We start from the raw sequence: 12,373 nt of genomic DNA on the forward strand, positions 1-12,373 counted from the left end.
AATAGGCGCTGCAGGTTGACGCGACAACGCCTGTAAACTTGCAATTTACAATAAAATGAGGCGGATTTGCAAAGTGGCTACAGGTGACGGCACTGCAGGATCAGGTTTGGGTTAGGGCAAAGCTGCTCATACTTAGCACGCTCCGCCAGGGTAGCTACACCCGGAAAATCACCATACTTGCCCTCCATGGAGCAGATGACCTGGAAGTGTAGGTGCGGCGGCCAATGGCCGTTTTCGGGGTAAGGGCCGACTTCTGCAATTTTGCGGCCTTTGGCAAAATGCTGACCTTCCTGCAGGCCCTGAAGCGAGGAACGGGTCAGGTGCCCATATAAAGTATAAAATGTGACGCCCTCCAACTCATGCTGTAGAATAATAGTTGGGCCGTAATCACCAAAGTTATCGTTGTCTCTAAAGCTGTGCACGATGGCGTCGAGCGGGGTAAACACCGCTGTTCCGGCGGGCAGCCATACATCTACACCCAGGTGCAGGTCACGGCTTTCGGCCTGCACGTCAAAGTGGCGGCTGCGGCGGTAGATAAAGCGGTTTTCCAGGTAGCCGCCTACGCCGGTTGTGGCATTGCGCTCCTGCAGCATCTGTTCAACGGCTTCATTAAATGCATCAGTATTCTGAAGGTTGGTGTTTTGCAGCAACTGGTTCTTTTCGGAGAAATCCAGCGTACACACGCAATCAGCGTTCAGGTCAGCGTCCAGTACGGGGGCGAAGGCATGGCAGTGCCTGCTAAGAAGGTTGCTTAGGTTTGGAGTATTGTTCATAAGCTTGCACAATGGGTACGTATTAGGTTACCCAATGTGCAAGTTAAGCAGAAATTAGTTTAAAGGCGCAGCCTCTTCCTCCTCTAAAACCTTGGAAAAGGTCTTAAGGCTTTTAGTCTTACCGAAAAGCTCTTCAGACTTTTTGCTGTAGGCCAAGGCGGCCTCCTGCAGGGTTTCGAAGGTGCCCAGGTTAATGCGCTGCTTATTGTGGTGGATAATGGCACGATACTTCTGTGCCTCTTTATGTACCCCGCGCACACCAAGCTTATTCTCTGTTTTAGTCGTGTTGCGAACAATTTTGCAAAGAGGGGCCCACTCCAGGTTCTCGCGCCGACAGTCCAGTTTGTTACCGTTCTTAAAGTGCACGTATAGTTTCAGGTCGCTCTCAGGCTTAGCCAGCATCTGCTCCCCGATCATTTTGTGCAGGTAAATAGTCTCGTTCCGGTACTTGCCGTTTTTGAGAGGCCAGTTCTTCTGAAAGAAGGCGTAGCCGTTGGAGTGGATGCGCAGGTGCTTCAGAAATTCAATTTGTTGCAGATACGCATTGTTTTGGATGTAATCGTACGTAGTGTCATCTACAACTACAGTTTTTTCACAGTTTTTTAGAGTTAATTTGTACAGCATGGGGTTGTTTTCATGTTAAAGAAAGATCGCGTTCAATACAGGCGCAAGGCTGTTTGGTAAAAGTACCGTAGCCTATGCAACGTTCGGTAAAGTTCAGCTTTTTTTTAATATATTTTACAACTAATATTCAAATTTTTTATTGTGTACCTGAGGCTGGTATCTCAAAATTTATACGATACTTTCCCAGAACAGGAGGGATTGTCGTAACTTTCAGAATTGAAATAAGTTTTAGACCTAGACTAATCAGAGCAAAAGCATAAAAACATGAGTAACCCTTATCTTAACCTAAAGGTTGTAGAAATTACCCGTGAAACGGCAGATGCTGCCACCATACACTTTGAACACCCTGAAAAACAAGCAATAGACTATAAGCCCGGGCAATTCCTGACGCTTATTTTGCCGATAGAGGGCAAGGAAATACGCCGCTCGTATTCCCTCAGTAGCACCCCGCACGAAGCGCCGCGCCTGTCGGTAACGGTAAAGCGCGTGGAGGCTGGCCTGATGTCGAATTACCTGCTGGATAACCTGCAGGTAGGGCAGGAGGTTAAGGTGATGGAGCCGATCGGTAACTTCTGCCTTACCTGTGCCCCTACCAACCAGCGGCAGGTGCTGCTGTTCGGTGCCGGTAGCGGCATCACGCCCCTCATGTCTATACTTAAGGCGGTGCTGCGCGAGGAGCCGAATAGTAAAGTAACCTTGCTTTACGGTAACCGAGACGAGGAATCTGTGATTTTTAAAGCACAACTGCAGGAACTGGAGGCGCAACACGAGGGACGCCTGCACGTGGAGTATATTTTCAGCCAGCCGCAGGAGGCCTGCGACCACCGCGGCCGCATGAACCAGAGCATGATCATCAAGATCCTGGAGCGACTGCAATTAGCCAAAGTATCGGATGCCGTATACTACATGTGTGGTCCGGAGGGTATGATGGAAGAGGTGCGGCATGCGCTGGATGTACTGCATGTGCCGTCAGACCGCATTTTCAGGGAGAGCTTTGTGAGCAACAAACTGCTGGATAAACAGCAGCAGGAGTCGCAGCATGGCGCTGTGCTTTCTTCAGAGGACGACGGGGAAATCACGACCCAGACGGTAACAGTCATTTATGAAGGATCAGAGTACAGCTTTGTGGTAGAGCCTGACCAGACGATACTGGAAGCGGCTCTGGAGCAGGATATTGACTTGCCCTACTCTTGCCAAGCTGGGCTTTGCACCGCTTGCCGTGGTAAGTGCCTGAGCGGAAAAGTGCACCTGGATGAGCGGGAGGGCCTTTCTGATGCCGAGATGGAAGAAGGCTACACCCTTAACTGTGTGGGGCATCCTTTAACATCAAATGTGGTGATTGAGATCGGTTAAGACATAAAAAACGTATAAAAGAGCTGCGCCTGAAGAATTTCTTATGGCGCAGCTCTTTTTTTTGTACTTTCATAAGAAGTGCCTATATTGTACTTCCGAAATATACATTGCTATAATGACAATACAACAAACAACTAACCTGACGATTCCAGAACGCATGCCCCGCACTTATCTCTCCGAAGACTTTAAGGTGGAGCAGTGGGAAACCATAAAGCCATACTTTGAAGAACTGAAGACCCGCCATATCGGTGGTGTGGAAGAGCTGGAGAAGTGGATGCGGGACCGAAGTGAACTGGAGAGCGTGCTTTCTGAGGATCTTGGCTGGCGCTACATCCGGATGACCTGTGATACCCAAAATGAGGAAACCACACAGGCTTTTCAGTATTTTATCTCAGAGATAGAGCCTAACATTGCGCCGCTGGACCACGAGCTGAACCTGAAGCTGATGCACTCTCCGTACGTAGCTGGCCTGGACAAGGAAAAGTATAAAATCTATCTTCGAGGAGTGGAGCGTGCGTTGGAAATTTTCCGGGAAGAAAACATTCCGCTGCAAACCGAGATCAGCACCAAACAGCAGCAATATGCGGCCGTAACTGGTGCTATGACGGTAACGCTGGATGGGGAGGAAATGACGCTGCAGCGCGCCGCTGACCGCCTAAAGCGTACCGACAGAGCCGTGCGCGAGGAGGCATGGCGCGTGGTGCAGGAGCGCCGTTTCCAGGACCGCGAAAAGCTGGATGAACTGTTCGATGGTTTGCTGAAACTGCGCCATAAGGTGGCCACAAACGCTGATTTCGAAAATTTCCGCGACTACATGTTTGCCGCCATGGGCCGTTTCGATTATACCCCGCAGGATTGCTTCGATTTCCATACTTCTATCGAGGAGACCATTGTTCCTCTCCTTACAAAACTGGATGAGGAGCGCAAGGATCAACTTGGTGTAGCGCAACTGCGCCCCTGGGACCTTGACGTAGACCCAACCGGGAAGAAGCCGCTGGAACCGTTTAAGTCGGGTGACGAGCTGTTGGAAAAGACGGTGCAGGTATTTTACAAACTGGATACCTACCTGGGCGACTGCCTGGCCACCATGCGCGAAATGGGCCATCTGGATCTGGAGTCACGAAAAGGCAAAGCGCCGGGCGGTTATAACTACCCGCTGGATGAGATCGGCGTGCCGTTCATCTTCATGAATGCCACCTCCAGCCTCCGTGACGTTATCACCATGCTGCACGAAGGCGGCCACGCGGTACATTCCTTCCTGACGCGCGACCTGTGGCTGAACTCTTTCAAGCACCCACCGTCAGAGGTGGCTGAGCTGGCCTCTATGTCGATGGAGCTGATCTCGATGGACTATTGGGATACTTTCTTTGAGGATGAGGACGAACTGAAGCGTGCCAAGAAGACGCACCTGGAAAGTGTCCTGGAAACTTTCCCGTGGGTTGCCACAGTGGATAAATTCCAGCATTGGATCTATGAGCACCCAGAGCAGACACAGGAGCAGCGCCACCAGGAGTGGCTCAGTATCTTCAACACCTTTAACCACAAGTTAGTGAACTGGGAGGGGTTGGAGAAGTATAAGCCGTTTATGTGGCAGAAGCAGCTGCACATTTACGAGGTGCCGTTCTATTACATTGAGTATGCCATGGCGCAACTTGGTGCCATTGCCGTCTGGAAGAACTATAAGGAGAACCCATCTGAAGGTTTGGCCTCTTACAAGCGTGCGCTGAGCCTGGGCTACACAGTTTCTATCGGCGAAGTGTATGAGGCCGCCGGTATCAAGTTTGATTTTAGCTCAGACTATATTAAGAGCCTGGTAGATTTCGTAAAAGATGAAATGGCGAAAGTGTAGATAAGACTAACATACTTTTGTAGACGGAGCGCCTTGCATAAACTGCAAGGCGCTCTTGTTTTAGGAATGTTGTCCCTGAAAAACAGCTTTATACTTTGTGCGTAAGCTTTAGCATGATGAAAAGAGTTTTTACTGCACTGTTGATGGGAGTTATGCTATGTGGCAGTGGCTGCACCACAAGTCCGGGTGCGGAAGTAGCAACAGAACCTGTGGATGTGGGCAAAACAATAGCGCCTGCCGCTGTTGTGGGAACCTGGCGTGGCGTTATACCCTGTGCCGATTGCCCGGGTATCAACTACAACCTAAGCCTGAGCGCTGACAACAGGTTTGAAGAAACCATGATTTACCAGGACCGCGATGTACAGCCCTATACAAGAGGTGGCACCTGGCGCCTTAGCAAGGGAAAACTAGAACTTGAGTCTTCTGATACGCGATCTCCCACCAGTTTCGAACTCGCTCCGAACGGCGAGCTAAACATGCTGGACCGGGAGGGTAAACCCATTACCACGGCACTGGCACCCATGTACCGGTTAAAAAGAGACACCGCACAGCCTGAAGAAAACCCAGCCTTGTGGAGCAAAAAAAGGGAGCTTGGGGTTGATTTCGTGGCTACCGGAAATGAACCGGGATGGTCGCTGGAAATTGACCTGGAGGAAAGTATGAACTTCAGGACCTTGCCTTCTGAAAGTATAGCTTTGGAGACGCCAGTGCCTGATCCGGTTACAGAGGGCAACAAAACAACCTACAGCGCCACAACCGAGGCTGGAAAGTTAGAGGTGGAGATAATTAAGCAACCCTGTGAGGATACGATGTCAGGTAAAGTGTCGCCGTACCTGGTGCGGGTAACAGCCAAAGGTATCAATTTTAAGGGTTGTGGTATGTATTTGGGTGATAAGTAAAGTATAAAAACGAAGCGCCTGCTGAGTATAGCAGGCGCTTCGTTTTTATACTTTACAGAGGCTTAAACTGCTCAAACATTTGCTTGCAATCGTTGCAGTAGTGCATGGAGCGGCAAAGCGTTGGGCCGAAAGGTGTGCGGAGCGTGGTGTTCTCGCTGTCGCAATAAGGGCAGGCTACATGCTCCAGAATATCTAGGTCCAGAATCACATCATACTTTGGTGGAGGTGCCAGACCAAATTCTTTCAGATGCTGACGACCCTTTTCAGATAGTTTGTTACTATCCCAGGGCTTATCGAAGGTCATATTAACCGTATAGTTGCTGATGCCGTGCTTTTCAAGTGTGCGCTCCACGTCCTTTTTCATGTAGTCCATGGCAGGGCAACCGGCAAAGGTAGGGGTCATGTTTACGGTCACGTGATCATCTTCCGATATCTCCACACCCGTAATCACCCCCAGATCCACCAGCGACAATACCGGTATCTCAGGGTCTTTTACCTCCTCCAGCAGGGTTAATATGTTTTCATTGGTCAGGTTCATAATTGGTTATTTGTCAGTAGTTATCAGTTGCTAGTTTATCATGAAACCAAATAAAGGATAACTAACAACTAAACTACTACCACTCAGCAGTAGGGTCAATTTTAAATACTTCGGCCATCTCGTCCAGCAGGGGTTGCAGGTACTCTGTGTGTTCTCCGTAGCGTCCGCCAAACTTTGGATTTATACTTGTAAGGTCTGGCAGCTTCAGATCTGTCTTTTCCAGTACTACCTGTATGCGCTTCAGCCACTCTGCTTTTACAGCTTCCTCACCAGCATATACGCCAGCATCGATCAACTCCTGCTCATACTTCGATTTCTCAAACATGCCCAGCGCGTAAGGCAGAGCCTCATTGAGAGCTGATTGCAGACGAAGTATAGCCTCTTCTGTAGATGAGCCAAGGTTTTTGATCCAGGTGTTGGCATGCAGCACGTGGTATTTTACTTCGCCTTTCAGCTTGGTAGCCACTTTGGCAATCGGCTCATAGCTTGACTGGCTCAGCATCTCAAAGCGGATGATCTCAGCATTGTCGTACATAAAGTGACGGATCAGGCTGAAGTCATACTCGCCGTTTGGCAGCTCTACCAACTGGCTGTTGTGGAACTGGTTGGCATTGCGGGTAAAGGCAACCGTGTCCGGGTCAGCTTCGCCAAGCTCCTGCAGCAAAGTATAAAATGCCAGGCTGTGGCCGATCTTATCCTGCGCCATTGACGAGAAAGCAATGTCCTCCTCCAGTATCGGGCCGAAACCGGTCCACTCGGAGTTGCGGTGGCCAAGTATAAGCTGGTCGTCAGCCAGTTTGTATAACAGGTCTTTAATCGCTTGCTCGTTCATTATTGGGCAGTTGTAGGTTTATTCTCTTCTTTATACTTCGTGATCTTGTCCATTACTTTGTAGGCAATGGCTTCGCGGTACTTCTTTTCCGGAATGGTGGTCCACATGTCCTTGTCTTCCTCCGCAGACTGCAGCACATCTTTCGATTTTGCCACCCACACGTTTACAATAGGACCTTTCTCGCCGAAAGATTTTTTGGCCTCCTGCAGTGCTTCTAAGTATGATGTTGCCATCACACGGCCAGCATGAGCATGTGCCTTACCACGCTTCTTCAGGTGGAAAATCTCATAAGGCTCCGGTTGTTCACTGCGCTCCGCAGGCTCCTCAATGCGTATCATATCATACACATTCTCACCGTCGTTGGCGTAAGGCGTTACCTGTATGTTCTCAGTGCGAATTATCCACAAACCAACACAAGGAAAGCGGCGGCTATACTGCTCTTTGGCAAACAGGAATGCTACATCCTCGTTAGGGGCATGCACTGGTCCAACATAAGTATGGGCAGCACCTTCTTTCTTTTGATGGAAGGCCTCATATGTTTCAAACTGATCCAGCTCTGGTTTTGGCTCCATGGCAGGAACATCGCCTTCAGGCAAATTCAGTCGTGTTACTCTCGGGTCAAGTGACTTTAAGCTCATAGTTTTAGTGTTAGGCTAACGGCTTCACATATTTTGCTTTCGGATTAAGCAGGGCTCTGCGTACCCAGGCACCGCGCTCTTCGGCAGTGCGGCGTACGGCAAGGCGCTCGGTGTTACACGGGCCATCGCCGTTAATTACGCGCTTAAACTCATCCCAATCCGGCTCGGTGTATTCCCACTGGCCTGTTTCCTGGTTTTTCTTCAACTTAGGATCCGGAACTGTCAGGCCAAGCTCCCAAATCTTCGGCACGTACATGTCCAGGAACTGCTGACGGCATTCGTCGTTAGAAGCCATCTTCACTTTCCAGCGCATCAGCGTTTCGGTGTGCGTGCTCATTTTGTCAGAAGGTCCGAAGAAGGTCATGATCGGAGGCCACCAGCGGTTAAGAGCCGCCTGGATCATTTCGCGCTGCTTTGGTGTACCTGTTGCCATGTGCACCACGGCATCGTGGCCATACTTCAGGTGGAAAGCCTCCTCGGCGCAGATACGCTCCAAGGCACGTGAGTAAGGGCCATAAGAACCCTTGGCGTTGGCCATCTGGTTTACAATAGCACCCGCGTCAATCAGCCAGGAGATAATATTGGAGTCTGCCCAGGTAAAGGCAGGGTAATTAAATACGTTGGAATACTTGGACTTACCGTTGATCAGGTCGGTCAGCATCTGCTCACGCGATTTACCTAATGTTTCAGCGGCAGAGTATAAAAGCTGTGCGTGGCCTACCTCGTCCTGCACCTTAGCCATTTGCGCCATCTTACGGCGGAAACCAGGGGCGCGTGTAATCCAGGTACCTTCCGGCAGTGCTCCGATAATTTCAGAATGCGCATGCTGCTCGATCATTCGAATCAACTGCTTGCGGTACAGTTCTGGCATCCAGTCTGTCGGTTCTATTTTTTCGCCGCGTGCGATGCGTGCCTCAAACTCGGCCAGTTTAGCAGGATCTTCAGTCTGCAGGTCATCGAATTTAGTAGCCTCAAAAACGTTTCCTCCTCCGTACATAATATTTATAGTTTTAAGGTTCAGTAAAAGGTGCCGGACTGTGTTACCAGTCCGGCAGGTTAGATAGTTTAGATTGTGTTAAGGTGAGAGTAAGTATCGTGTAAAGCCTGTTTTTTGGTGCTCAGGCCATTTAATAGCATCTCCGAAAGGTTCTCAGCAATCTCAGCCGGAGTCATCTTTCCTTCTGGTTTGTACCAGGTATGGGTCCAGTTGAGTCCGGAAAGTATGGTCAGGGCAGCGAATTTCTCGTCGGGCACGGCAAACTCGCCATTCTTCACGCCTGCCCGGATAATCTCCCGGAAGCGGGCCTCATACTTGTCGCGCAAAGCCAGGTACGTGCCAAGCAAGGGCTCGCTTAGGTGGCGCCACTCGTGCAGAAAAACCGCTGAGGCTTCTTTGTTATGCGTCAATACCTGCACATGGGCTGCAATGGCGCGCTTTAGCCTGTCGGTGGCAGAGCCACCTGCTTCCTCGGCCGCATCGATGGCTTCAAAAAACTCCTGTGCCATTCTAAAGCATACCCGCTGCAGTATCTCCTCTTTAGACTTAATGTGCGAGTAAATACTGGCAGCCTCTATACCAAGCGCAGTGGCCAAGTCACGCATCGAAGTAGCCGAATATCCCTTGGTTTTAAAAAGGGCGGTGGCTGTTCGTTCGATTTGTTCTTTTCTGCTCAATATTGCTTCCATACTTATTCAACAAATATAAGCAACCTAACGTTCGTTAGCAAATTTATTTTATAAACGCTTATACTTTTAGAAGGTTGGCAGGAGACTTGCTGTGGCAAAACTTGTGGGGAGACCGCATAAATTTTTATACTTGCGAGGGAGGCGGGATTTATGCAGCGTTGCTTCCATACTTCCGTATATTTGAATACAAGGCTTTACTTTGAGCTTTACTTATATATAAGACGAGAAATCATGACCGAAATGACAAATACGGCCGAAAGGCTGACGATGGAATTTGTGCACTACGAGGTAAAAGACCGGGTGGGATACATCACGCTGGCCCGGGCCGAAAAACGTAACGCCCTGAATTTTGAAGTGGTGACCGAGCTGAAGCGTGCCTTTGCTATTGCCGAGGATGATGATGCCTGCAAGGTGATCATACTTCGCGCCGAGGGAAAAGTGTTCTGTGCCGGAGCCGACCTGGAATACATCCAGCGCCTGCAGGAGAACGATTACCACGAGAACCTGCTCGACTCAACCCACCTGATGGAGCTCTTCCGGATGATCTATACTTTGAAGAAAGTGGTGATTGCCCAGGTACACGGCCACGCCATAGCGGGCGGCTGCGGACTGGCCGCCATCTGCGACTTTGGCTTCACGGTGCCGGAGGCTAAGTTTGGCTATACCGAGGTGAAAATCGGCTTTATACCTGCCATTGTAAAAGTATTCCTGCTACGCAAAATAGGGGAGGCGCGTGCCAAGCAATTGCTGCTCACCGGAGACCTCATTGGGGCGGAGGAAGCGGAGCGCTACGGGTTGGTGAACTACATTGTGCCTGCCGAGGAACTGGAGGAGCGCGTGTTCGCCTTCGCACAGAAACTGTGTGCCGAAAACTCGAAGCAAAGTATGGAGGTAACCAAGGAGATGATCGCCCGTGTGCAGGGCATGACCCTGGAGGAAGGCCTGCAATATGCGGCTGAGATGAACGCTGTGGCCCGAGGCAGTGAGGATTGCCAGCGCGGCATAGCGGCTTTCCTCAACAAAGAACGAATAAAGTGGTAAATACCTGTTTAATATTTTAAACTATTCCTTAAACTTGCTGTTTTGTGGGTATGCTGACAGGCATCGGAATCATACTCTTGACTTTTGTGGTGATGGAAGGCGTAGCGTGGCTCATGCACAAGTATGTGCTGCACGGCTTCCTTTGGTTTCTGCATAAGTCGCACCACACGCACCATAAGCACGCCTTTGAGCTGAATGACCTGTTTTTTGCCTATTATGGCCTGCTGGCAATGTTGTTTTTCATCCTTGGCAGCGAGCCCTTAGACTACAGGTTCTGGATTGGCGCCGGTATCACTTTATATGGCATTGCCTACTTTGTGATACATGATGTGTTCATCCACAGACGGTTAAAGTTATTTGGGAAAACGTCTAATGTTTACCTGAAAGCCTTGAACATGGCGCACAAGGTGCACCACAAGGTGCATGGGAAGTATGGCTCTGAGTCGTTTGGGATGCTGTGGGTATCACCCCGGTATTTCAGGTCAGCCTATCAAATTTTGAAGAAACAGGAACAGGAGAAACGTGGCTCAGTACACCATTAAAGAACTCGAACATTTGTCAGGCATCAAGGCGCACACCATCAGGATATGGGAGCAGCGCTACGGCATCCTGAACCCCAGGCGCACCGAGACCAACATCCGTTACTACGACGATGCAGACTTGAAGGAGCTACTCAACATCTCGCTGCTGAACGAGAGCGGCTATAAGATCTCCAAAATAGCACAGATGGAGCGGGGGCAGCTACTGGAAACGGTGCAGCAACTCTGTGAGCGGCCCTGTGCCTGCTCGCACCATGTAAGTGCACTTGTAACGGCGATGGTGGACATGGACGAGTTTAAGTTTGACCGTGCCCTCTCTACAGCCACCCTGCAGATGGGTTTCCAGGAAACCATGCAGGAGGTGGTTTACCCTTTTCTCAACAAGATCGGCGTGCTTTGGCAGACGGGCAACATCACCCCGGCACACGAGCATTTCGTGAGCAACCTTATCCGGCAGAAACTTTTGGTCGCTATAGATGGGCAAACAGCGCGCTGGAAAGAGGATGACCCTGTATACATTTTATATCTGCCTGAAGGAGAGCTGCATGAGCTGGCGCTGCTGTACATGCATTACATTCTGCGCTCCTATAATAAGCGCGTGGTATACATGGGGCAGCACCTGCCTTTCAAAGACCTGGAGTTGACCTATGAGCAGTTTAAGGCGCAGTACCTGTGCACGGTTCTCACATCCACGCCGGAGCGGGAGCAGGTGCAGGGGTACCTCAACAAGCTTGCGGAGCGGTTCTCAGGTTGCACTATCTATGTATATGGCTATCAGGTGCAGCAAGAGGGGCTGGTTTTTCCGCAAAACGTGCAGCGCTTCAGCTGTATGAGAGAGCTTATTGCCACTATGCAATAATTTTTTGTGCAATCCGCAATCCGGGCCGCTGCCTCTTTCGTTTATAAGGGGCAGCGGCCTTTCTGTTTAATGTCGTTCACCTAAAAAATATGTACATACACAGGTTATATTGGTGTGTTTGTCGAATTTGTTTAATGTAAAGCAAAATTAAATTACACAAACATATTTTTATTCCTGACTGTGTCGTATATTTGTTTATGGTTAAACCATAAAACATTAAACAAGATGACTGCTCTGGAATTCAATACCCTCGTACAGAATGTAGCGCAAACGCTACGGCCGGCGGCCATGAACCTGACCCGTGACTTGGATGATGCCAAAGATCTGGTGCAGGAAACTATGCTAAAGGCCCTGACGAACCGTGATAAATTTAAAGCCGGCACAAACCTAAAGGCCTGGCTTTATACCATTATGCGCAACACCTTTATTAATAACTACAATAAGGTGACCCGCCGCAGCAGCAATATCGACAGTTCGGAATACCTGCAATACCTCAATACCGACGAAAGCTACGTGACGCAGAACAAAGGCACGGCAACTTTCGTCATGAACGATATCAATAAAGCCATCGAGAACCTGAGTGAGGAGCATCGCACGCCATTTATGATGTATTATGTAGGTTATAAGTACCTCGAGATAGCTGAAAAACTACAGATACCGATCGGCACCGTGAAGAACCGCATCCACATTGCGCGCAAGGAGCTGAAGCAGGTGCTGAAAGTATACAAGCAGGACGCTTAAA

At 49.7% G+C, this 12,373-nt stretch carries 14 protein-coding genes; 7 read left to right on the plus strand and 7 right to left on the minus strand.

From position 1 onward, the window contains the following. Positions 1-77 precede the first annotated feature (77 nt). Entirely contained in the window at positions 78-773 is a 696-nt protein-coding gene (locus OO017_RS09370; protein WP_266052219.1) for a peptidoglycan DD-metalloendopeptidase family protein, read from the minus strand. A 54-nt stretch (positions 774-827) separates the two neighbouring features. Beyond that, a complete protein-coding gene (locus tag OO017_RS09375) occupies positions 828-1,397 on the minus strand; it encodes an HNH endonuclease (RefSeq protein WP_266052220.1) in 570 nt (189 codons plus the stop codon). A 264-nt stretch (positions 1,398-1,661) separates the two neighbouring features. On the opposite strand from OO017_RS09375, the gene OO017_RS09380 reads away from it, so the two are divergent. The 3 genes from OO017_RS09380 to OO017_RS09390 all read left to right on the plus strand — a co-directional run bounded on the left by OO017_RS09380 (position 1,662) and on the right by OO017_RS09390 (position 5,498). Continuing rightward, positions 1,662-2,750, plus strand: a complete 1,089-nt coding sequence (locus OO017_RS09380) for a ferredoxin--NADP reductase (protein ID WP_266052221.1) — start codon at positions 1,662-1,664, stop codon at positions 2,748-2,750. 115 nt (positions 2,751-2,865) lie between these two features. Continuing rightward, positions 2,866-4,599 carry a M3 family oligoendopeptidase gene (locus tag OO017_RS09385; protein WP_266052222.1) on the plus strand — a complete coding sequence of 578 codons (1,734 nt, stop codon included), beginning with the start codon at positions 2,866-2,868 and terminating at the stop codon, positions 4,597-4,599. 113 nt (positions 4,600-4,712) lie between these two features. Beyond that, positions 4,713-5,498 (plus strand): copper resistance protein NlpE N-terminal domain-containing protein, encoded by a 786-nt coding sequence (locus OO017_RS09390; protein WP_266052223.1) that lies wholly within the window; start codon positions 4,713-4,715, stop codon positions 5,496-5,498. 52 nt (positions 5,499-5,550) lie between these two features. Here the strand turns inward: OO017_RS09390 and paaD are convergent, their stop codons facing one another. From paaD to OO017_RS09415, 5 genes are all read right to left on the minus strand, one after another. Beyond that, on the minus strand, positions 5,551-6,036 hold the full coding sequence (gene paaD / locus OO017_RS09395; protein ID WP_266052224.1) for a 1,2-phenylacetyl-CoA epoxidase subunit PaaD: 486 nt from the start codon (positions 6,034-6,036) through the stop codon (positions 5,551-5,553). Positions 6,037-6,112: 76 nt separating this feature from the next. Then, entirely contained in the window at positions 6,113-6,868 is a 756-nt protein-coding gene (paaC, locus tag OO017_RS09400; protein ID WP_266052225.1) for a 1,2-phenylacetyl-CoA epoxidase subunit PaaC, read from the minus strand. Then, positions 6,868-7,506 (minus strand): phenylacetic acid degradation b, encoded by a 639-nt coding sequence (locus OO017_RS09405; protein WP_266052226.1) that lies wholly within the window; start codon positions 7,504-7,506, stop codon positions 6,868-6,870. The genes paaC and OO017_RS09405 overlap by 1 nt, the downstream gene beginning before the upstream one ends. A gap of 10 nt (positions 7,507-7,516) precedes the next feature. Beyond that, the gene (paaA, locus tag OO017_RS09410; protein ID WP_266052227.1) at positions 7,517-8,503 is read right to left on the minus strand and encodes a 1,2-phenylacetyl-CoA epoxidase subunit PaaA; all 987 of its coding nucleotides are present in this window, start codon (positions 8,501-8,503) and stop codon (positions 7,517-7,519) included. A 68-nt stretch (positions 8,504-8,571) separates the two neighbouring features. Beyond that, positions 8,572-9,192: a TetR/AcrR family transcriptional regulator gene (locus OO017_RS09415; protein WP_266052228.1), complete on the minus strand. Its 621-nt coding sequence runs from the start codon at positions 9,190-9,192 to the stop codon at positions 8,572-8,574. Between the two features lie 267 nt (positions 9,193-9,459). Between OO017_RS09415 and OO017_RS09420 the strand changes: the two genes are divergently transcribed. From OO017_RS09420 to OO017_RS09435, 4 genes are all read left to right on the plus strand, one after another. Further along, positions 9,460-10,233, plus strand: a complete 774-nt coding sequence (locus OO017_RS09420) for an enoyl-CoA hydratase/isomerase family protein (protein WP_439651306.1) — start codon at positions 9,460-9,462, stop codon at positions 10,231-10,233. Between the two features lie 50 nt (positions 10,234-10,283). Further along, positions 10,284-10,775 carry a sterol desaturase family protein gene (locus OO017_RS09425; protein WP_266052471.1) on the plus strand — a complete coding sequence of 164 codons (492 nt, stop codon included), beginning with the start codon at positions 10,284-10,286 and terminating at the stop codon, positions 10,773-10,775. After that, a complete protein-coding gene (locus tag OO017_RS09430) occupies positions 10,756-11,631 on the plus strand; it encodes a MerR family transcriptional regulator (RefSeq protein WP_266052230.1) in 876 nt (291 codons plus the stop codon). The genes OO017_RS09425 and OO017_RS09430 overlap by 20 nt, the downstream gene beginning before the upstream one ends. A 225-nt stretch (positions 11,632-11,856) precedes the next feature. Continuing rightward, positions 11,857-12,372 carry an RNA polymerase sigma factor gene (locus OO017_RS09435; RefSeq protein WP_266052231.1) on the plus strand — a complete coding sequence of 172 codons (516 nt, stop codon included), beginning with the start codon at positions 11,857-11,859 and terminating at the stop codon, positions 12,370-12,372. Position 12,373: the final 1 nt, after the last annotated feature.

The sequence above is a fragment of the Pontibacter anaerobius genome (assembly GCF_026241195.1).
GTDB lineage: Bacteria > Bacteroidota > Bacteroidia > Cytophagales > Hymenobacteraceae > Pontibacter > Pontibacter anaerobius.